Here is a 19877-nt window from a genome sequence, read left to right as displayed (position 1 = left end):
CTATGGCTAAACTAACAGCTACGTTTGATTTACAGGATAAGATCACCCGCAAGCTTCGAAAGATACAAGGAAATGCAGAGAGACTTCAGAGGGCCGCTAATGGCCCTCTTATTTTTGATGCTGAGGATCGAACGGAGCGGGTTATGAGACGGATTGACCGATCGGCAAGCCGATTGACTGGGCGTGCACGATCGCTTGAAGTCGGTTTGGATGATCGGGTTTCGAATGGTTTACATTCTATACGTCAACAAACGGAGGATCTTACTGAAGGCAGCCATGAGGTGACAGTTTCCGTTAATGATCAGGCTACACCACGTTTCCGCTTAATTCGTGGAGGTCTTTCAGATTTGAACCGCTCACATGCTGAACCTACTGTTTCAGTTCGTGATCGTGCTTCAAGCCAATTAGATGAGATACGACGCCATGTGTCCGATGTAGACAGCGAACATGCTGAACCTACTGTTTCTATTAAAGACAAAGCTTCAGGGGTTCTGGATGCAATTGAGGCAAAATTAGACGGTCTGAAAAACGCTACTGTCACCCTGGCAGTTGGTGGCGGACTGTCAGCTGGTGCAATTATGGGTAGCGGGAAAAGCGCTATGTCTCAAGATGCCTATGTTTCTGCGACTTCGAAAGTCAGCAAAAAAGACGCTGCTAGAATGACAGACCAGATCTATTATGACAACAAAGCGGGAGGATCCCGGGAAGAAGTCAGCTTATCTTTGAGAACCTTGTCACAACAGACAGGCGCATCTAAAAAAGCCCTGGCTGAACTGACTGAGTCATCTAGTAAGATCGCACAGCTCATGAATGCTGATCAGGCGGAAGTGGACCGGGCCTTCAGCTCAATGTACAACAACTTGAAAATGTCCGGGAAAGACAGCGGGGATTTAATCGCGTATGTGTACCGGAACGCCGGTGACCAGGCTGACGATTTGCTGGACACGATGAATGAATACAGTTCCACTTTTAAAGACATGAAACTCACAGGCGGCCAGATCGCTAATGCCATGATAAAAGGGACAAAGGGCGGGGCCAGAAACTTTGACAACCTCGCTGACAGTATGCGTGAATTTAACATTCGCCGTACTGAAATGTCTGATAGTCAAGTAGACGCCTTCAAATCGCTGTTCGGTGCCAAAGAAACAGAGAAGATGTTCAAAGGGTTTAAAGATGGTTCAATAAGTGGCCAAGAAAGCTTATTCAAGGTAGCTGATGCCTTATCGAAAGTCAAAGACAAGACTAAACGGGCATCTATCGCCACGGAGCTAATAGGAACGCAATATGAGGACTTGAAGCAGCCGATTTTAGATATGGCTGAAGGCATTGGTACAAGTGCAAAAACAACAGGTGAACTGGAACGCAGCTTTTCTCAGCTGCGGGATAATAACCCGATGACACCGATTAATGATGCCATGCGAGATTTTGAAAGCATATCTAAGGATGTGGGAACCTCTCTGCTTACCGGTTTAGGCCCAGCCTTTGACAAGATCGACTCGTTCCTAAACAGCAAAGAAGGTCAAGAAAAACTCAAAGAGATCAAAAAGGATATTACTGATCTTGGCGAGGCCATAGGTGACAAACTGAATGTGGCTATTGAGTGGACGGTGAATCATTGGGATGATTTAAAAACAGCCTTTAAAGTTGTGATTCCTTCTTTAATTGGATTGATTGCATATTTGAAAATCCTACGGCCGCTCTTAAAAGGAATTGGAACTGTCGGAAGTGACGCAGCGGGAGTAATTCGGAAGTTGATTCCAAACCGTACTCCCGGCGGTGACCCTAATACACGAAGTGGCAGACGGAATGGAAAGGCTACTCGTAATATAGGGAGGCGGGGCGGCCGTTCTGGAACTGCTTCGAGTCCAACGAGTCTACCACGGAGCGGCGGCTTAACATGTTGTTGCTGTAGCGGTATCGGCGGAAGTGACCGCAGCCGTAAAGGGAGAGGGAAAAATGCTTCAGGCCGGCGCGGGAATCCAACCAGTGTGAACCCTTCTAATAGATCTATTACTGTGTCATCTGAACAGTTAGAAAGAAGGCGTTCAGGAAGAACGGTAGCTGATCCTGTTAGAGGCGCTGGTTCAAGAGCTTCAGTAAACACCACCAGATCAGAACTTCGTGCAGTAGGCCAAGCGACAGGCGGAGCCTCGAAGTTCGGGAAAGTTTTAAGTCCTCTGAAAAGTGTCGGTAAATTTGCGAAAGGTATCCCTCTTTTGGGAACTGCATTAGCTGCAACCGACTTACTCGGGATGAACAAAGAAAATGCAGGTGAGAAAGTTGGTTCTTTTGCCGGAAATCTTGGCGGAGCTGCTGCAGGAGGAGCCGCAGGTGCAGCCATTGGTTCTGTCGTCCCTGTTGTCGGCACTGCTGTCGGCGGAGTTGTCGGTAGTATTGCAGGCGGCATCGGGGGTTCAGATTTAGGATCATCCATTGGCAAATGGTTTGATGATGGCGGCGCTTCTAAAGCATGGGATGGAATTCAGGACGGTGCAGGAAACGCCGTTGATTGGATCAAGGATACTTGGTCTGATTTCTCAGATTGGTTTATGGATAACGTCTGGACCCCTGTTAGTGATTGGGCCGGAGATAAGATTGATAAGATCACCGATAAATTTGAGGATGCTAAGAAATGGCTGACTGATACCTGGAATGACGTGTCATCCTGGTTTGTGGATAACGTGTGGACACCTATTTATAACACTGCAGTTCCGATCATAAATTTAGTAGTAGGTGCCTTTCTATTTGCTTGGGATGGTATCCAAGCGCTCTGGAAGATTGTCTCAACTTGGTTCATGGATAATGTCTGGAATCCACTAGTTGACGGTGTCACTGATGCTGCTGATTGGATTTGGACAAAAATAAATGACGCTTGGACTTGGATCTCAGATACATGGTCCACTGTCTCAACCTGGTTCATGGATAATGTCTGGAATCCTATTAGTAATGCAGTTGCAACGGTGGCGGGCTGGATACAAGCACATATTGATTATGCGCGAATCTGGATCCAATTAAAATGGCTTCAGGTGGCAACTTGGTTTTATGACAACGTCTGGAATCCGATCAGTACAGCAGTTAGTAACGTAGCAAACTGGATTTGGACGAAGATCAACGAAGCATGGACCTTTATTTCAGAATTATGGTCTACAGTTTCAACTTGGTTCATGGAAAATGTTTGGACGCCAGTAAGTGATGCTGTCACTAATGCAGCAAACTGGATCTGGACAAAGCTTAACGAAGCGTGGACATGGATTTCTGACAAGTGGAGTGCAGTTTCGGCTTGGTTCAGTGAAAATGTTTGGAATCCAATCGTCTCAAAAGTGGAAGATGCCAAAAAATCCATTTCGGAAAAATTTGAGTCAGCGAAAAAAGCTGTTAAAGATGCCTGGAATGGTATTTCTGAATGGTTTAGTGAAAATGTAGGAGATCCCCTTGGAAAGATAGCTGACGGAATTAAGAAGAAGTTTGAAGATACCTTCTGGTGGGTCATTAAGCTAAAAGGGTTAGCTGACGCTGGAGGGGAGATCATAGGCAATATCATAGGGAGAGGTGAGGAAGCTACTGGATTGACAACAAAGAAATCCGGTAAGTCTTCATCTGGTAAAAATACTAGCGGTGGCGGAGGAATTGCTGGTCTTGTTCAGTCGCAATCATCAGGGCCAACAAGTGTTTTTCCTAAACAAAAAAGCGTTCTTGAAAAGAATGCGACGGGTGGCTATATTACGAAACCAACCATTTCATGGATTGGTGAAGCGGGTAAGGAGTTTGTGATCCCTGTTGATAACAACAAGGGTCGCGGTAAAATGCTTCTTTCTCAGGCTGCTTCTAAACTAGGGATGAGCGTTGTTGATGACATGGCTTCTGCTTCATCTGCAGGTGGAGAAGCTGCTGTTTCTCCATTAGCTGGCGGATCAACTGTTTCCGCTACAGTATCTCCTACCATTGACACATCGAGCCTTAATGAACAGGCGGCTTCTTTCGGTCAACAGTTCACGCAGGGCTTTGATCAAGGTATTGGCGATAACGTCGTTTCAATGGATGCTTGGAAACAGAAAAACGTTGGGCAGCCTATGAAAAATTTGATCTCCTACTCTCCGAATTACGGAAAACAAGTGGTCAATGGTTATGCTAACGGCCAAAACAGTACGGCAACCGGTACAGATGGCTTCCTGCAGACGAAAGTCAAAACACCATTCCAGAACACTGTGAATAAATCCTCTTCATGGGGAACTGGTACGATCAAAGGGTTTACTTCTGGTCAAAATAGTTCACAAACTGGCACTGATCAGTATGTAAATACTCATGTGAATAAGCCGTTTTTGAAGTCTAAAGAATCATCAAACGGCTGGGGAACTGGAATGATCGGGAATTTTGTTTCAGGTATGAATTCAAAGGGCAGTGAGGTCCATGAGGCAGCCAAGGAACTAGCAAAAAAAGTCGAGAAAGCTTTCCGTGAAGAGTTAGATATCCATTCACCTTCTCGTGTCATGATGAGCTTGGGGCGTTTTGCCTCTGTCGGTGTTGTAAAAGGGCTGGATTCTGTCGATGTGAAAAAATACGCTGAAAAACAAGCAGGTTCACTGGCAGCTGCTTATTCCGGAATGGGCGCAGTAGGCGGAAATGTTAAACAGTGGCTTATGGCTGCAATGATGGCCACAAAAACACCATTAAGCTGGCTTCCAGGATTGATGACAATTGCAAAGTTTGAGTCAGGAGGCAACCCTAACGCCATTAACCTGTGGGATAGTAACGCGAAGGCGGGCAATCCATCTCAAGGGCTCATGCAGACAGTACCAACCACTTTTAACGCACATAAAGCGCCAGGCATGGGTGACATTAGAAACCCGATTCATAACGCTGCTGCCGCAATTGGCTACATCAAAAGCAGATATGGCTCTATTGACAATGTACCTGGTATTAAAAGCATGAGACGCGGTGGACCGTATGTTGGTTACGCTAACGGCGGACTCATTACCAAAGAGCAGATTGCACGTGTTGGTGAAGGAAATAAACGTGAATGGATCATTCCGGAAGAGCGGGGCATACGTGGCCGCTATCTGTTGGCTCAAGCAGCTAAAGCTCTCGGAATGGAAGTCACGGATCCTGCACAAAAAGGCCAAACTGAATTATCATCTGGCCAGGTAACTGCTGCCACGACAGGCAGCCAACAAACAACTGTTACTGCTGCAGGAGGTAAAGAGGTTGTTATTCAGATTAACGGCGACCAACATTTTTACAATGATCAAGACGTGAACAGTCTGGTCTCGAAAATTAAGCAGGCTCTTGTCGCTGAGCTTGAACAGGATATTAACATCGGTACGAAGGGAGTCGTCGCGTTTGACTAGATCTGTTTATGAATTCTGGATTTCACAAGGGAAGGACAAGCTGCGGCTTCCTGTCCTTCCTGAACAAATTGATATATCCAACACAATTCAAAATGAATCAGTAAAAGTGGCCAGTTTTGGGGAGATCACTTTTATAGATAAGCCGGGAGCGAAAGAGATTTCGTTCTCTTCTTTTTTTCCGAAGAGACACAGCCCACTTGCCGAATATAAAGGTTTTCCTTCTCCGGAAAATGCCATCGCTAAGATTGAGAAATGGGCGAAAGCGAAAAAGCCGGTTCAATTTTTAATTACTGGCACGAAAATAAACTTCACCTGTAGCATTGAGGGCTTTTCTTATAGTGAGGGTCAAAAAGACATAGGTGATCGTGATTATGAAATCAAACTGAAGGAATACAAAACCGCTGCGCCGCGGAAGATCAAACAAAAGAAAAAGACGAAGAAAAAACGTCCATCTAAAACAGCTCCTAAAACATACACGGTTAAAAAAGGGGATACCTTGTGGGACCTTGCCGGCAAATTTTATGGAGACAGCACAAAATGGCGCAAGATTTGGAACGTCAATAAAAAGGCTATGATCAAACGAAGCAAACTTAATATCAGGCAGCCAGGACACTGGATCTTTCCTGGTCAAAAATTAAAGATACCGCAATAAGCAGGTGATGACATGATAGAACTTTTCGTCATTAAAGAAACGGAATGGCTTGAGCTGGTAACTGAAAGTGTTTCCCTCGAAGGGCAACGGTATCAGGCGCCGCGATCGATCACGGCCAAGATCATTACGAAACAAGGAACCCATTCATATTACAGCGTATCTGAAGGGGATACAGTTTTATTTAAGTGGAAGGGCAAAGAACTGTTCCGGGGCATTGTGTTTTCTCGCAATCCTGAAGAACACGGGCTGACCTTTACGGCTTATGATATGCTGCAATATCTGGTCAAAAACAAGGATGTTTATGTTTTCTCTAATAAGCGTGCAGACGAGATCATAAAACGTCTGGCAAGAGACTTTCAGATTCCCACAACGTCTATTGCAAACACAGGTCATACAATTAAATCACTTGTGTTCAAAGACGATACGAGCCTTTATGACATGATTCTGAAAGCCTTGAAACAAACAAAAAGCCAAACCGGAAGGAATTATCAATTATATTCTGCGAAGGGAAAGCTTGGCCTTCGCGCTTGGCCTGATCCGTCAGAAGTATGGGTGCTGGAGACGGGTGTGAACATCACCGGCTATCAATACAGCACTTCAATTAATGACACGGCCACAAAAGTAAAGCTCCGCCGGCAGAAAGACAATAAAACATACACAGCCACCGCAAGTGACAGCTCAGGCATCAGTAAATATGGTGTGCTTCAGTATGTCGAAACGGTTTCTGATAACATTAACCAGGCGCAACTTCAGGAGCGTGCGAAAGTCAAACAAGCACAGAAAAAAGGTGTTAAAAAAGAACTCAAGAGTATTCAAGCGATTGGGATTCCGGATCTTCAGAGCGGCTTGCCTGTCTATATCTCAATACCGGAGGTCGGGGTTAAGAAAACATACTGGATCGACACAGACAAACATGAATTTAAAGGATCCACACACACGATGACCATTGATGTTGTGGAGAAAAACTCTATCCCTGATGGTGTTTTCTCATGAGACTAAGTGAAGCGATCAAGCACTTGGCTGTCGGTGCCGTTGATTCAGAGTCGCCGGTGGATATCCTGCCGGCTGAAGTGGTTTCCGTTTCTCCTGTTGAAATTAAACTCAATGAAAGTGAAAAGCTAATTATTCCGTCTGATTTGATTATTATTCCTAAGCGGCTGTGCGCTGGAGGAGATGAAGAACTAAAGATGGGTGAGAATGTGATGGTTGTCTCCTTAAAAGGCGGGCAATCATTTTTTATTCTCGACAAAATATAGGGGGTGCCTGAGTTGGCCCTTTCGCCAGAAATTGAATTTAATGATATTGAAGATGATAGCGAAGTCATAGAAACCTCGCAAACCTACAAAATAGATTTTGAAAATGGCCGTATCACAAATGAAATGATAACAGGCCTTGAAGCAATCAGGCAGTTTGTATATTTATCCCTTCATACTGAGCGATACGCCTATTCTGTTTTCAGCCATGACATTGGAAATGAGCTTCAAGACATCTTGGCAGATAATGAAACCACAGACGCATATAAGAAAATGGAGATTCCGCGGCTAATAGAGGAAGCGCTGATCTATGACGATCGTGTTTCCTCTGTATCAGATTTTGAAATAGAAAAACAAGGTGATTCGTTCCATGTTTCCTTTACAGTCGAAACGGACGAGGGAAAACTGGAGATCGAGGAGGTGCTTGGTGAAGATGTTTGAGGATCAAACCTTTGAAGTGATTATGGACCGTATGTTGAACAGCATTTCAGCGGACATTGATACAAGGGAAGGAAGCGTGATTTATAACGCGTTAGCTCCTGCAGCCGCAGAATTGGCCAAGTCTTATATTTGGCTTGATACTGTGCTGGAACTTGTCTTCTCAGACACAGCACAAGGGGAATTTTTAGATCGTCGGGCTACTGAAGCCGGCATCGAGCGAACGGCTGCCACGAAAGCAGTCCGGGCAGCGGAGTTTACTGAAGGAGTAACCATTCCAGTGGGCTCCCGCTTTTTTGTTGATAACCTGTATTTTCAATACACAGCTGACGGGACGTTAGAATGTGAAACAGCTGGAGAAGCAGGGAACGCAAACATATCTGGTCAGAATCTATTGTCATTAGACACTATACCTGGGCTTCAAAAAGCTATTGTTAAAGAGATTCTGATTCCTGGTCGTGAAGAAGAGGACGATGACAGTTTAAGAGCTAGATATTTTACCCGCGTTCGCCGGGAAGCTGTCAGTGCAAATAAAGAGCATTATAAACAGTGGGCGGAAGAAGTTGACGGAGTCGGAAAGGCAAAAATTTTTCCGCTTTGGAACGGGGATGGCACAGTCAAAATTGTTGTGACCAATGCTAACTTGGAACCTGCTTCCGATATATTGATTTCTAAGGTTAAAAACTATATTGACCCTGAACCCGGACAAGGCGAGGGACAAGCGCCAATAGGTGCCTTTGTCACGGTGGAGAGTGCGGTTTGGAAAGAGATTGAGATATCAGCAGAGGTGCTTCCCGAAGTCAATAGCTCTATTGATCAGGTGAAGAAAGAAATCGAATCAGGTGTATTAAATCTTTTTAAAAAGATGGCGTTCGAAGACAATGTCATCCGCTTATCGCAGATCAATAATATTGTCTATAATTCTCCCTCAGTAAGTGATTATGCAGATATCAAAATCAACGGCGTGGCTGAAAATTTAATTCTTAGTGACGTAGAAATTCCTAAGCTTGGGAAGGTGACAATCATTGAGCAAACTCGATGAAATGACCGCTTACCTGCCGCCGTTCCTTACCAAGTTAAAGGAAATGTCTGAACTTCTTCAGGTAGAAGCTCCCGAATTTGAAAAGCAAAATAACGGCATCTTTGATCTGACAGATCAGCTATTTGTCACAACAGCAACCTGGGGGCTTGAACGTTGGGAAAAAATATTGAACGTTCCGAGAGAGTCTGGTGATACGTATGAGATCCGCCGGCTACGTCTTATCTCGAAAATGTCCAATATCCCTCCGGCAACTTATAAAGCTATTGAACAAGCATTGAACCGGTTTCTAAAGAATCCGTCCGCTCAGGTCCGGCTGCTTCCCGGGGAGTACCGCTTTAATGTTGATATTGATATAGATGATATGCAGCACATGAGCGAGCTCATAGAGACACTGGAAAACATGAAACCGGCTCATTTGGCGTATACTTTGCGAGCTGCTTTAAATGAGCCACTCCAGATAAAAGATACTGTCATTTTGAATAACAGACGATATCGAAAAGTAAATGAGCTGATGGTGGGTTATTCCGTCACGCTCAATAATAACGAGGTGGTTTTACCATGATTACGCAAGTTTATAGAGAGCGGACAGCTGCAGATTTAAAAAGTAGAATATCGAAAGTGCTGCTGAATGGGAATGAAACAAAGATTGTGGAAAAAACCATTCAGGGCGCAGTTGTTACAGTGCTTACCCATCGGGAGGAAGATATCAAACACATTGAGAGTGTTCAGATTCTTGATGAACAGAACAACGTGATTACGGAAAGAACAACAGATTTAGATGTAAGTAACAATAGAACGCTGGACTTTAGATTTACTTTTGAGGTGGTGTAATAAATGGCATATGAAGAAAAAACAGACTGGCTGCCGGATGATCCGATCAATGAGGATGATGTAAACCGTTGGGAGAAAGGCATTCATGACGCGCATAAAGATTTAGCAGCACATAAAAATGACATGAATAATCCGCACGGCACGACAAAGGCTCAAATTGGGCTTGGAAATGTAGAGAATGTGCAGCAAGCTTCAAAAGCTGAATTTAATCGACATGTTGACGATGAAACGATTCATATTACAGCAGATGAAAGAGCAGAATGGAATGCCAAGGAAACCCAAGATGCTGCCCAGGAAAAAGCAGATCGTGCTGAAGAGAATGCGAAAATATACGCGGATCAGAAATTCACCAATGAGAAATTGAATGTCTTACCAGATTCAGAGGCAATACAAGATGCCCGGACTTCAGGAAGTGAATATCCTCTCGGAATTACGTTAATGGATATTGGCCAGGGCAATAAAACTGGTTATCCACTCAGCTATGGATTTGTGAAAAACGAAAAGCGTTCGAACTATCGTTTTACTCAATACTTCTATGGGACCGCAAATGAAACCGGTGATTATTACTATAATACGGGGACATGGATTCGGCACTGGTGGAATGAGTCTGGTTGGACCCAATGGGAAAAAATATCTAGTTTTGCCCATGCGAACATAGGGACGACAGGCAGACAAGCTTTGATAAGAGGAGAACTCCAGAAAATCAAATTCAACCGGATCATCAAAGACAGCCATAAATTGTTTGATACGAAAACCAACAGATTTACGGCCAGTCATTCAGGAATGTATCTGGTAGGCGCAAGTCTGTATATTGAAAACTCACTCCAATATTCAAACTTTGAGCTTTATGTTTATAAGAACGGAGCTAAATATAAATTGATGAATCGCTTCATAATTCCATCTCCAAAAGATAACAGCGATTCAATAGAGTTTCACGCGACGGTGACAGGCACAGTAACCGTTCCACTTGATGAAGGAGATTATATCGAGATTTACGTGTATGCGGGTTATTCTGGATCCAAGACCCGTTATATCATGGACAGCAATGGAGTTCTTAATTATTTCGATATTTTGGAATTAGGCGGTCGGAATTACCGAAACATTTAGGAGGAGAGCTTATGATCTTATATGATGCCATCATGTACAAGTATCCTAAGGCCGTCCCCAAAAAGGATTTTGTCTTGAGAAACGATGGGAGTGGGTCTTATATTGAAGAATGGAATTTAAGGACGCCTATTCCGACGGAAGAGGAGTTGCAGTTGTGGTGGGAAGAATCAAAGAGCAATCCACCATATGAGCCTCCTGATCAGGTCGCGTTGCTTGCACAAGAATTGTCGCAAGAAAAGCTGGCCCGCAAACAGCTTGAGGAATTAAACCAAACTTTAGGAAATGCGCTGTCTGAAATAAAGCTGCAGCTCCTTTCCTTAGAAAGAGGGAATGAAGAATGAATTATTGGGTACTGGCTTTATATTATAACTGGGCTACCCCTGAAATGGTGAAGCAGGCAATCCACTATAGAGATTGCTCGCGCGAAGATTTACAGGAAGGAATAGAAAAAAATCTAATCACTGCAGAACAGTATAAAGAGATCACAGGAGAAGCCATGTAGGGCTTTTTTATTTTGCCTGAAAGGGGGTGGGTACGATGTAACGCCCATGCTAGACCGCTAAAGACTAACAAAAGCAAGGAGGAATTTTAAAATGACGCAGTATAGTTTTCAATTTCCAACAGATGCAGCCGGTAAGCCGGGGGCAGCCAAGCCATACAGAGAAGGGAACAGAGATTTTGTGGTGCCGATGGCTGCCATTTCAGGTAATGCTGAGCTGTTGACAAATGCAGTCTTAAAAGCAACTGAAGTTTATACACAGTATGGCCAAGATCGATTAGGTCAGGTTTTAATTTCAAAAGTAAAAGGACATGCTTATTCTGATCGTGAAGGTACATTATTTATCGAAGAAAGTAACGATCAGAATACATGGACGACAGTATCTTCCTTACTGGTTAAGGCGGGGACACTTGGCGAGACTGATTGGATCCACTTAACACAACGATATTTCCGTTTCAGGTATGCAAACGGTAACCTGCAACAGTCCGATTTCTTGCTTTATCAGTCGCTTGGCGCTGGGGAAGAAGACATAAATATTAAACAAGCTGTTCCAATTAGGGCAGCTGCTCCGCTCACTATGCAAATAGATAAGAGCGGCTTAACTGATGATGGGCGCTTAAAAGTTCAGACTGAAGGCTTGAATATTAGCTCATTGGACACTCAAGCAAAAACAATGGATGTTGTTTTTCATGATAAAACAGAAACAGTGGGTGAAGGTACCCCGTTCACTGTGGGATCATTTAAAACGTTGCTTATTGAGGTTTATGGGACAGCTGAGACAAGCGAATTAATATTCTGGGGTAAATCCTTATCTGGAACAAAACGAGCCCTCAGAGGGCAAAAAGTGGACGATGGCACGTTTGCCACTAGCACAAAAGGGAAGTCAGAAGCCTGGTCTTTTGATATTACCGGTTTTAAAGAAATCGTGATGGAACTTAAATCTTTGACGAATGGAAACTTTTCAGTAAGAGGGACGGCCGTCTCATAAAATCCGGCTGTCCTTTTATTGTGCCTCGGAGGAGGTGAAGAAGATGAAATAAAAGGGGGTGTACTGATGTCACAACCGACGGAGGTTCCGGATTTGCTCGCACTACAAAGAGAAATATCAGAGATTAAAAGTGAGAATAAAGCGATAGAGCAGCGCGTCAATGCCCTTGAGCGTGTCTCGGATAGGCAAGATCAGCAGATCATGACGCTGAATGAAAAGCTAAACAAAATAGAAGAAAATACAACATGGATCAAACGCTCCATCACAGGCGCTATCATTACAGCAGTTTGTACCGGGGTTATTGGCGGTGCAATTGCTATTTTCTATACTGTTTTGCAAAAATAAGGAGGAACACACAATATGAAAAACTACGACAAAGGCACGGTCATTCGGACGGTGCTTCTTTTAATTGCACTTATTAATCAAACTATGCTGATGTTTGGGAAATCACCTTTAGATATCACGGAGGACCAAGTAAATCAGCTTGCTGATGCTCTTTACACAGCAGGGTCTGTGATCTTTACTATCGGCACGACACTCGCAGCATGGTTCAAAAATAACTACGTAACAACCAAAGGACACAAGCAAAAAGCAATTTTAAAACAAAACAATCTAACTAAATGAGGTTGCCTGCTGGCAGCCTTTTTAATCTGAAGATAGGAGAGGAAATATTATGGCCATAAAAGTGGTGAAAAATTTAGTTTCTCAAGAAAAATACAGTTTGAAATGTCCGAATCCCATGGTTCCGGAATATATCACTATTCACAATACAGCAAACGACGCTTCAGCTAAGAATGAAATCTCTTATATGAAGAACAACACAAGCTCAACAAGCTATCACTTTGCGGTAGATGATATACAGGTTATTCAAGGGCTTCCGTTGAATCGTAATGCATGGCACACAGGAGACGGGAAAGATGGTCCAGGAAACCGCAAGTCTATCGGAGTAGAGATCTGCTACAGCAAGTCAGGGGGCGCTAAATACTACGTTGCTGAAAAATTGGCAATCAAGTTTGTGGCGCAACTGCTTAAAGAGCGCGGCTGGGGTGTTGATCGAGTTCGCAAACATCAAGACTGGAACGGGAAATATTGCCCTCACCGGATTTTGTCAGAGGGTCGATGGGATGAAGTGAAAGCCTCTATTGCTGATGAATTAAGCAAAATCGGTGGAAAAAGTTCAGCGTCTTCAGGCAGTTCTTCAGGATCCGGAACAACATATACAGTGAAAAAAGGAGACACACTTTCCGGAATCGCGAAGGCTGAAGGAGTAAGTGTGGCAAACCTCCAGAAATGGAATAACATTAAGGATCCGAATAAAATAACAGTTGGTCAAAAGTTGAAACTGCAAGGCTCCAGTTCTTCCACTTCTAAACTAACAATAAGTAAAAAGTCATCATGCTCCTTGCCTTCTGGTGTCTTTAAAGTAACAAGCCCAATGAGAAAGGGAGCGGAAGTCAAAAAGATTCAACAAGCGCTGGCTGCTCTTTATTTCTATCCGGATAAAGGGGCGAAGAATAACGGCATTGATGGCGTGTATGGTCCGAAAACAGCAAATGCAGTCAAACGGTTTCAGTCAGTAAATGGTCTGACTGCTGATGGCATTTATGGGCCAAAAACTAAAGCGAAAATTGAAGCGAAATTGAAGTAATAAAAAAGCCTCTCATATAATGAGGGGCTCTAAATTATAATTAATTTTGACTTAATCGTCCCAGTCTTCATCTTCTTCCCAGTTTTCTTTTTTTTCAAGCAATCTTTTATAGAAAAATTCAATAAAGCTATCGGCTAGCTTGTCCTGGTATCCAAGCACCCTATCCCAAATAAAAACAGGACATTCATTATTACTGTTCATTTTGTTAGTATCTAAAGCATATGCAAAAAAATCTATATCTTCTATTACAACAAGTCCCTCAGACAAATTAAAATGATTACGATATTCTTCTGTGGTTTCAACTACAGAAGCTCCACCATAGTCATACCCCAAAGTATCAATTCCATATAAGCCACCAGAGCCAAAGTTTTTCAGAAACCATTTATAACTATCAGGAAGTTGTAATTGGAGCTCCTTCTCTATATTAATAATCTCTTCTTCACCTATTCCTCCAGTAAAATAACTGTCTGCTTTATTTTCAGTTATAAATTCTATAGTTTTTTCATATAAATCCATTGATATCTCTCATTCCTTTTTTATTTTTCATATTGTTTTGCTCTCCACTTCCAATACCTATCTCGGAAATTATCATACTGGGCTTTCAAAACTGGATCGTTTCTAAAGCTTTCGCCGTCAGATTTAAGCTTATGGATAATGCCGCTATATTTAGTATGTAAGCTATTTGGAATTTCAAGCATTGGGCCAGGTTCTTCTTGAATCAAGTGATGTAAATTAATCTGTGTGCCATCTTTTGCAAACGGAGCATTACCATTTTTCATTAGTTGAAGATTCGTAAGGCCTTTACGATTTTTTTGATTAAGATCGATATCTTTCATCGTATATACTCTACGGCTTACATCTTTAATTTTACCTTTCGCCTTTACATTTCCCTTTATTTCATATGCTTCATACTTCTCTTTATTTAACCAAGGTGGGTTTATCTTTTGCCCTGTAAACGGTTTTCGGCTTTCATCTAATTTTTTAGCAAGCTGAAGCAGCCTGTCTTTTGCGCTCATATCGTTGATGACATTATACGGCATGCCACCTGCTACAACTACATCTTCTCGCATGACAAACGGTTTAATTGCTGTTAGTGGATCAGGAGTTTCATCCAGTTTTTTAGACACTTTTTTGACTGCAGCTTTTCCGGCTGTTTTCACTCCTATTTTAGCAACTGAACCAGCACCTTTTAAGCCAAAGATGTTTACTGCTGCATATGTAAACCAATGAGCCTTTGATTCTGTGTCACCGTTCTTTACGTCTCTAACATAGGAAGTAACAATTGCATCTTTAATTGAATTAAATGTGGAATCATAGTGATAAACTGCAACTGCAGAATTAATAAGCATGTCGACAGGATGATTGTGTGCCATATAGTCTAATGTTTCAGTTGTCATATCATAAAGAGCTGTAACAGTACCTTTGGCTCCAGCCATCAACTCACGTGTGTTTTCAATTTGTGTGAAATACCTCTGTTGATCTTTAGTAAGATTCTCATAACCAATGGTTTTTGCCATTGAGTAAAATTCATCGGCATCCGCATAATCGTAGTTTTTTAGTCTTTCTTTCAGTTTTTCAATTTCTCGTTCTTTTTCTTCCTTCTTCTTAATCGTCAAATAAGCTTCTGTACGTTTTTCAATATCGCCTTTTTTCTTATGTATGTCGCTTTCTCTATACGCTTTGGCATTATAGTGAATAGGTGTAGCATTTTTCCCTTTGCCTGTTGATTCTTGAAGTTTTTTAAAATCTTGTTGAATGAATTCTTCGTTAGGCTCTGTTAATGCATATTCAGTTGTTAAATCATTATCAACTTGTCCAATTTTATCAATTGTTTTTTCACGCTTCTTATCTGCACTGGCAAGTTCAACTTTAAAGTTTTCTGTTGAAAACAAATCAAGTGGTAGGATATCGTCAATATCATTCAGAATGTCCTTCATTGCTTTCCTCTGTTCAGACATAATAGCCTTTGATGTTTTATAAGCATTTGCGAGTTCATGCTCTAAAAAAGACTCCTCGACGTATGCATCTGACAAGCTGGCTTCCTCTATAACTTCAGAGACACTTGTAAGGAAAGCAATTTTCATATCGATAAGATCAATCCATTGATCTGTAACACCGACATGATCATGATAAAATGCTTTGATATTGTTTGCACCTTTACCTGAAAACTCGCTGTCATCCAGGTTAGCTACGTCTTTAAATGCTTTTCTGAGCTTAACCATTTGTGATTTGAGTTCCTTGTACTCTTTTGCGCGTCTATCTGCTTCAGAAAGCAGTGATTTAGCTTCAAATACCTTCATGATATATCCTTTCTTATTAAGCTTTGTGTTTCACTGATTAACAAAATTTTACCATATAAAGATATCGAAAAATACAAAAAACCTTTTATTGGGAAAATGAACTGCAACGAAACTAACCGAAGAAAATGTTTGCGGTTTTTTTGCGGCATAAACACTTTTTGGAAATGTTACAATATTACAAAAATAGACATAAGAGGGAGGGGTATGTATGGACCAAGTTTTACCGTCATCCCGAGTGGGAGTCAAGATCAATGAATGGTATAAAATGATTCGTCAATTCAGTGTTCCTGATGCAGAAATCTTAAAGGCGGAAGTGGAGCAAGAAATAGAGGAAATGGAAGAGGATCAAGATTTACTTGTTTATTATTCATTGATGTGTTTCCGTCATCAATTGATGTTAGATTCATTGGAGCCAGAAGACAGATATCGGGATCGTCCTACAGTCGATGAACTACTTGAAAAAATAGAAAAACCGCAAAAAAGACTTACAGGCCTTTTAAAATATTACTCATTATTTTTCCGAGGGATGTATGAATTTGATCATAAAGAATACGTGGAAGCGATAAGTTATTATCGTAAAGCTGAGGAAGAATTGACTGCAGTTTCAGATGAAATGGAACAAGCTGAATTTCATTATAAAATAGCAGATGCCTACTATCAAATTGATCAGCATTTTGTTTCCCTGAATCATTTAAAAAAAGCTAAGCATTTGTTTGGAAAAAATCAATTGTATAAGGTGAAAGTGATCGGATGCAATATGATGTTTGGAGCTAATATGTACGATATGTACCGGCTGACAGAGGCGGAATCATATTACCGAGAAGCTTTAAGTGTCGCTGAGGGAATGAGTGAGAAAAAGGCAAAAAGGATCATTGGAGTGATCTTTCATAATTTAGGCTTAGTTTATTTAAGGACCCAAAACCTAAGTGCAGCGGAAGAGCATTTCAAAAAAGCAATAGACATGAAAGAACATCTTGATACAGTGTATGGAGTAAGATCATTATATATGATGGCAAATGTACTTTACCAAAGCAACAAACCTAAGGAAGCACGTTTTTTTTATGAAACAGCTTTAAAACGAGCTGAAGATTCTAATGAAGAAGAATACATGGCGAAATTAAAGATCATTAATTCAATATATGAAGAATATAATGAAACAGAAGTAAATCGAAGCTTAGACTATTTGGAAAAGAAACGTCTGTGGTCTGATTTTGCAGAATTAACAGAAAAATTGGGTGACTTTCATTATGAGCAAAGAAACTATGCAGAGGGAAGAAGCTTCTTAAAGAGAACTATACATGCACAAACACAAATACTTAAGGTTACGGAGGCTATATAATGAAAAAAATTTTAATCAGCTCCGCTTTAATCGGTATTCTTTTTGCAGGTTTATTAAATGTGGAAAATGTATATGCTGCTATGAATGAATCTGGAACTTTCCATATAGCCGAAAAAGCTATTAATATCTAAGTGATATTACCCTGTTAAACCCCATCTTTTAAGGTGGGGTTTTTAAACAATCCATTTATTTTTTTCTTATCCCATTTTAACAAACGCTGCCTCATAAGATTCTTAACGGCTTCCCGTATAGCTCGTTCATCCTTCCCGGTTTTTCTCTTCAATTGATCCAACGAGGGATTTTTTTCGAAGTGAGTCATATTAAAAATAATCCGATATACTGTTTGTTCAAAATCAATTAATTCAATTGCCTTCTTGAGTAAATAATACCAGAACGAACATTCGTATTCCAATTTGAAATAGAACTGATGTTTGTATAAAATGATGGTAAAGAAGGAGGAGGAAAGCATGGAATCGATTTTAAAACGTTCATTAACTGAGAAAACAGCATTAGATATGATTTATATGAGAAATGACGGACTTATCACAAAGAGATCAATAATTGTACGGCATATAAATGAGAATTATATTCGAGCTTTTTGTTTTAAAAGTCGTCAGACAAAGACGTTTACTATTGAGAATATCCTTGCTGTCTCTCCTGCAACATATAAAAGAGGGGTCAGGAATTATGCGTAAAATTACAGAACGACAATTTGAAACGCTCCAAGTTATCGAAAAATACATTAATGAAAAGGGGTTTGCTCCTACATATAGAGAATTAATTAACCTCACCGAGTACAGTGAAAGGGCTGTTAGACGCTCTGAAAAGAAAAGAATATGTAACTTGGGAAGCGGGATCACCAAGAACATTAAAAGTTATTAAATAAAGAACCCATCGTCATAGATGGGTTCTTTTTGTTATAAATTAAAAGGGGGCTTTGCAAGGAGTGATTAACATTGCTTTATTGCATTACTCTTAGTTGGGCGAAGCCAGCAGTATCAATATCCATTCTTAGTACATAGCTCCTTGTATAGTAGTCAGCTATGTTCCCGAAAGCATACAACGTAAATTGTCCACTTGTTTCTGTGATCCCCATTTTTGGGCTGGTGGCATTTTTTCGAATGATACGGCTGGACTGTTTATCATTTTTAGCGAATGTACCTTGGAAACCATGGTAAGCTCTTCTTACAGTTAAGCTTCTTCCTTCATGTTTAATATCTGCTTTGACAGAAATGTTGGCATTTGCTGTGACATAGAAGTATTGTTTTCTTAAAGTGTATGTTTTGTATGTGGCTTGGATGTCAGCGTCACTTTGGGTGAGGTTCTTAGGAAGATTTTCTTTTGATGTAGGAGTTATTTCTAGGGAGTAGACAATTCGGCTGCCGTCATCAAATTTAACTTCGAGAGATTGTCCATCTTTGAATTGGAGTTTTTCTGGATCTTGTCCTAATTCTTTTAGTTTTTTAACTTCGAGTTCTGTGTCCATTGCTTGAGACGTGGCGAGTTTGGCTTGCATAGCATTTGATGGAGTGTGAACTCGTGGTGTTTCTGACGCTGATGCTGGTGCAACAGGGACTAATAACAAGGCGGCGAGACTAGGCATTAATAAGGATCGTTTTTTCACTCTTTCCTACCTCTTTCCTATTTGAAGTTTGATACATTCGTAGTATACTTGAAAAAATAGGGAAATCATAGGGTTTATTGTAAAATAAAAGAAAAATAGGAGGAATTTACTATGGCGACTTTGGGTATTATTATTCCGATTATTGTTTGGTTAGGTATCATTTATTTAATTGTTAGATGGTTCTTGAAAAGAAGAAAGAACAAAATTTAACCATAGTAAATCCTTTTTTGCTCCAAGATGGTTGTTTAAGGTAGCAGGAAGGGCTGCCCGAACTTAAAAATATGCACAGATAATTTTTAAATAAAAAAGAACACATAGACTTGCAATGCTCCTCAGTCGGTGTTCTTTTTTTATAACCATATATATAGAAAGAAGTGGGGACATGGGGACGAAATGGGGACGAACAAGATTATTCGTCCCCATTTTAAATTTGTCTAAAACGTATTGACATTAATCTAAACCCTGCTATAATAACATTTGTTCTACGAAACCTTTTTAAAACTTTCTAAGTGCTCTTCCATGGTAAGGAAGAGGTCAGCGGTTCGAGCCCGCTTGGAAGCTTTATTAAATGTATTATTACTAAGGTTTCTCAAAAAGGAGAAAGCTTTTTTTATTGCGATATGCGGAAGTAGTTCAGTGGTAGAACACCACCTTGCCAAGGTGGGGGTCGCGGGTTCGAATCCCGTCTTCCGCTCCATTTATCCCAACGGGATATTATAAATTTAATTGCGCCCGTAGCTCAATTGGATAGAGCGTTTGACTACGGATCAAAAGGTTAGGGGTTCGACTCCTCTCGGGCGCGCCATATCTC

22 protein-coding genes and 2 tRNA genes are annotated in these 19877 nt (G+C 41.2%); 21 read left to right on the top strand and 3 right to left on the bottom strand.

The window, feature by feature from the left end; genetic code table 11:
• Nucleotides 1–2: 2 nt before the first annotated feature.
• The 15 genes from ACQXR1_RS21645 (at nt 3) to ACQXR1_RS21575 (ending at nt 13803) form a co-directional block, all read left to right on the top strand.
• Nucleotides 3–5345 carry a phage tail tape measure protein gene (locus ACQXR1_RS21645; RefSeq protein WP_430772828.1) on the top strand — a complete coding sequence of 1781 codons (5343 nt, stop codon included), beginning with the start codon at nt 3–5 and terminating at the stop codon, nt 5343–5345.
• Entirely contained in the window at nt 5338–5997 is a 660-nt protein-coding gene (locus tag ACQXR1_RS21640; RefSeq protein ID WP_430772827.1) for a LysM peptidoglycan-binding domain-containing protein, read from the top strand. The genes ACQXR1_RS21645 and ACQXR1_RS21640 overlap by 8 nt, the downstream gene beginning before the upstream one ends.
• 12 nt (nt 5998–6009) lie before the next feature.
• Entirely contained in the window at nt 6010–6990 is a 981-nt protein-coding gene (locus ACQXR1_RS21635; RefSeq protein WP_430772826.1) for an XkdQ/YqbQ family protein, read from the top strand.
• Complete coding sequence (locus tag ACQXR1_RS21630; RefSeq protein WP_430772825.1) at nt 6987–7253, top strand: DUF2577 family protein; 267 nt, start codon at nt 6987–6989, stop codon at nt 7251–7253. Before ACQXR1_RS21635 ends, ACQXR1_RS21630 begins: the two co-directional genes overlap by 4 nt.
• A 12-nt stretch (nt 7254–7265) precedes the next feature.
• Nucleotides 7266–7691, top strand: coding sequence for a DUF2634 domain-containing protein (locus ACQXR1_RS21625; RefSeq protein WP_430772824.1), 426 nt, complete (start codon nt 7266–7268; stop codon nt 7689–7691).
• Nucleotides 7684–8730: a baseplate J/gp47 family protein gene (locus ACQXR1_RS21620; RefSeq protein ID WP_430772861.1), complete on the top strand. Its 1047-nt coding sequence runs from the start codon at nt 7684–7686 to the stop codon at nt 8728–8730. Before ACQXR1_RS21625 ends, ACQXR1_RS21620 begins: the two co-directional genes overlap by 8 nt.
• Nucleotides 8714–9292 carry a YmfQ family protein gene (locus ACQXR1_RS21615; protein ID WP_430772823.1) on the top strand — a complete coding sequence of 193 codons (579 nt, stop codon included), beginning with the start codon at nt 8714–8716 and terminating at the stop codon, nt 9290–9292. Before ACQXR1_RS21620 ends, ACQXR1_RS21615 begins: the two co-directional genes overlap by 17 nt.
• Nucleotides 9289–9561, top strand: a complete 273-nt coding sequence (locus tag ACQXR1_RS21610; protein WP_430772822.1) for a hypothetical protein — start codon at nt 9289–9291, stop codon at nt 9559–9561. The genes ACQXR1_RS21615 and ACQXR1_RS21610 overlap by 4 nt, the downstream gene beginning before the upstream one ends.
• 3 nt (nt 9562–9564) lie before the next feature.
• Nucleotides 9565–10668 carry a hypothetical protein gene (locus ACQXR1_RS21605; protein WP_430772821.1) on the top strand — a complete coding sequence of 368 codons (1104 nt, stop codon included), beginning with the start codon at nt 9565–9567 and terminating at the stop codon, nt 10666–10668.
• An 11-nt stretch (nt 10669–10679) separates the two neighbouring features.
• Complete coding sequence (locus ACQXR1_RS21600) at nt 10680–11009, top strand: XkdW family protein (protein ID WP_430772820.1); 330 nt, start codon at nt 10680–10682, stop codon at nt 11007–11009.
• Nucleotides 11006–11170, top strand: coding sequence for an XkdX family protein (locus tag ACQXR1_RS21595; RefSeq protein ID WP_186453307.1), 165 nt, complete (start codon nt 11006–11008; stop codon nt 11168–11170). Before ACQXR1_RS21600 ends, ACQXR1_RS21595 begins: the two co-directional genes overlap by 4 nt.
• A 91-nt stretch (nt 11171–11261) precedes the next feature.
• A complete protein-coding gene (gene xepA, locus ACQXR1_RS21590) occupies nt 11262–12155 on the top strand; it encodes a phage-like element PBSX protein XepA (protein ID WP_430772819.1) in 894 nt (297 codons plus the stop codon).
• Between the two features lie 66 nt (nt 12156–12221).
• Complete coding sequence (locus ACQXR1_RS21585) at nt 12222–12500, top strand: hemolysin XhlA family protein (protein ID WP_017696800.1); 279 nt, start codon at nt 12222–12224, stop codon at nt 12498–12500.
• Nucleotides 12501–12515: 15 nt separating this feature from the next.
• A complete protein-coding gene (locus ACQXR1_RS21580; protein ID WP_017696801.1) occupies nt 12516–12779 on the top strand; it encodes a phage holin in 264 nt (87 codons plus the stop codon).
• Nucleotides 12780–12828: 49 nt separating this feature from the next.
• Nucleotides 12829–13803 (top strand): N-acetylmuramoyl-L-alanine amidase, encoded by a 975-nt coding sequence (locus ACQXR1_RS21575; protein WP_430772818.1) that lies wholly within the window; start codon nt 12829–12831, stop codon nt 13801–13803.
• A 51-nt stretch (nt 13804–13854) separates the two neighbouring features.
• On the opposite strand, the gene ACQXR1_RS21570 is transcribed toward ACQXR1_RS21575, so the two are convergent.
• Together ACQXR1_RS21570 and ACQXR1_RS21565 are read right to left on the bottom strand one after the other, a co-directional pair.
• Nucleotides 13855–14319: an SMI1/KNR4 family protein gene (locus ACQXR1_RS21570; protein ID WP_017696803.1), complete on the bottom strand. Its 465-nt coding sequence runs from the start codon at nt 14317–14319 to the stop codon at nt 13855–13857.
• Between the two features lie 20 nt (nt 14320–14339).
• Nucleotides 14340–16103: a T7SS effector LXG polymorphic toxin gene (locus ACQXR1_RS21565; RefSeq protein ID WP_430772817.1), complete on the bottom strand. Its 1764-nt coding sequence runs from the start codon at nt 16101–16103 to the stop codon at nt 14340–14342.
• 208 nt (nt 16104–16311) lie between these two features.
• Between ACQXR1_RS21565 and ACQXR1_RS21560 the strand changes: the two genes are divergently transcribed.
• From ACQXR1_RS21560 to ACQXR1_RS21545, 4 genes are all read left to right on the top strand, one after another.
• The gene (locus tag ACQXR1_RS21560) at nt 16312–17442 is read left to right on the top strand and encodes a tetratricopeptide repeat protein (protein ID WP_430772816.1); all 1131 of its coding nucleotides are present in this window, start codon (nt 16312–16314) and stop codon (nt 17440–17442) included.
• Nucleotides 17442–17573, top strand: a complete 132-nt coding sequence (locus ACQXR1_RS21555) for a hypothetical protein (RefSeq protein ID WP_284690764.1) — start codon at nt 17442–17444, stop codon at nt 17571–17573. Before ACQXR1_RS21560 ends, ACQXR1_RS21555 begins: the two co-directional genes overlap by 1 nt.
• Before the next feature lie 336 nt (nt 17574–17909).
• Nucleotides 17910–18137: a hypothetical protein gene (locus tag ACQXR1_RS21550; protein ID WP_017696808.1), complete on the top strand. Its 228-nt coding sequence runs from the start codon at nt 17910–17912 to the stop codon at nt 18135–18137.
• Nucleotides 18130–18324 carry a hypothetical protein gene (locus tag ACQXR1_RS21545; RefSeq protein ID WP_418210200.1) on the top strand — a complete coding sequence of 65 codons (195 nt, stop codon included), beginning with the start codon at nt 18130–18132 and terminating at the stop codon, nt 18322–18324. Before ACQXR1_RS21550 ends, ACQXR1_RS21545 begins: the two co-directional genes overlap by 8 nt.
• Nucleotides 18325–18403: 79 nt before the next feature.
• Here ACQXR1_RS21545 and ACQXR1_RS21540 read toward each other — a convergent pair whose 3' ends face one another.
• Nucleotides 18404–19066 carry a hypothetical protein gene (locus ACQXR1_RS21540; protein ID WP_042977629.1) on the bottom strand — a complete coding sequence of 221 codons (663 nt, stop codon included), beginning with the start codon at nt 19064–19066 and terminating at the stop codon, nt 18404–18406.
• Nucleotides 19067–19688: 622 nt separating this feature from the next.
• Here ACQXR1_RS21540 and ACQXR1_RS21535 point away from each other — a divergent pair.
• Nucleotides 19689–19763: transfer RNA gene (locus tag ACQXR1_RS21535), tRNA-Gly, on the top strand.
• Between the two features lie 31 nt (nt 19764–19794).
• Nucleotides 19795–19871, top strand: a tRNA-Arg gene (locus ACQXR1_RS21530).
• The last annotated feature ends 6 nt before the right edge of the window (nt 19872–19877 follow it).

The sequence above is a fragment of the Bacillus sp. ATD genome (assembly GCF_050585765.1).
Taxonomy (GTDB): Bacteria; Bacillota; Bacilli; order Bacillales; family Bacillaceae; genus Bacillus; species Bacillus stercoris.
Note: the sequence above shows the minus strand (reverse complement) of the source record. Positions and strands in the feature narration are given on the sequence as shown.

What these genes read in the sequence shown, in the direction of transcription:
- ACQXR1_RS21645 (WP_430772828.1), top strand. Translation starts at nt 3, where the DNA reads ATGGCTAAACTAACAGCTACGTTTGATTTACAGGATAAGATCACCCGC.
- ACQXR1_RS21635 (WP_430772826.1), top strand. Translation starts at nt 6,010, where the DNA reads ATGATAGAACTTTTCGTCATTAAAGAAACGGAATGGCTTGAGCTGGTA.
- ACQXR1_RS21630 (WP_430772825.1), top strand. Translation starts at nt 6,987, where the DNA reads ATGAGACTAAGTGAAGCGATCAAGCACTTGGCTGTCGGTGCCGTTGAT.
- ACQXR1_RS21620 (WP_430772861.1), top strand. Translation starts at nt 7,684, where the DNA reads ATGTTTGAGGATCAAACCTTTGAAGTGATTATGGACCGTATGTTGAAC.
- ACQXR1_RS21610 (WP_430772822.1), top strand. Translation starts at nt 9,289, where the DNA reads ATGATTACGCAAGTTTATAGAGAGCGGACAGCTGCAGATTTAAAAAGT.
- ACQXR1_RS21605 (WP_430772821.1), top strand. Translation starts at nt 9,565, where the DNA reads ATGGCATATGAAGAAAAAACAGACTGGCTGCCGGATGATCCGATCAAT.
- ACQXR1_RS21600 (WP_430772820.1), top strand. Translation starts at nt 10,680, where the DNA reads ATGATCTTATATGATGCCATCATGTACAAGTATCCTAAGGCCGTCCCC.
- ACQXR1_RS21595 (WP_186453307.1), top strand. Translation starts at nt 11,006, where the DNA reads ATGAATTATTGGGTACTGGCTTTATATTATAACTGGGCTACCCCTGAA.
- xepA (WP_430772819.1), top strand. Translation starts at nt 11,262, where the DNA reads ATGACGCAGTATAGTTTTCAATTTCCAACAGATGCAGCCGGTAAGCCG.
- ACQXR1_RS21585 (WP_017696800.1), top strand. Translation starts at nt 12,222, where the DNA reads ATGTCACAACCGACGGAGGTTCCGGATTTGCTCGCACTACAAAGAGAA.
- ACQXR1_RS21580 (WP_017696801.1), top strand. Translation starts at nt 12,516, where the DNA reads ATGAAAAACTACGACAAAGGCACGGTCATTCGGACGGTGCTTCTTTTA.
- ACQXR1_RS21575 (WP_430772818.1), top strand. Translation starts at nt 12,829, where the DNA reads ATGGCCATAAAAGTGGTGAAAAATTTAGTTTCTCAAGAAAAATACAGT.
- ACQXR1_RS21570 (WP_017696803.1), bottom strand. Translation starts at nt 14,319, where the DNA reads ATGGATTTATATGAAAAAACTATAGAATTTATAACTGAAAATAAAGCA.
- ACQXR1_RS21565 (WP_430772817.1), bottom strand. Translation starts at nt 16,103, where the DNA reads ATGAAGGTATTTGAAGCTAAATCACTGCTTTCTGAAGCAGATAGACGC.
- ACQXR1_RS21560 (WP_430772816.1), top strand. Translation starts at nt 16,312, where the DNA reads ATGGACCAAGTTTTACCGTCATCCCGAGTGGGAGTCAAGATCAATGAA.
- ACQXR1_RS21555 (WP_284690764.1), top strand. Translation starts at nt 17,442, where the DNA reads ATGAAAAAAATTTTAATCAGCTCCGCTTTAATCGGTATTCTTTTTGCA.
- ACQXR1_RS21550 (WP_017696808.1), top strand. Translation starts at nt 17,910, where the DNA reads ATGGAATCGATTTTAAAACGTTCATTAACTGAGAAAACAGCATTAGAT.
- ACQXR1_RS21545 (WP_418210200.1), top strand. Translation starts at nt 18,130, where the DNA reads ATGCGTAAAATTACAGAACGACAATTTGAAACGCTCCAAGTTATCGAA.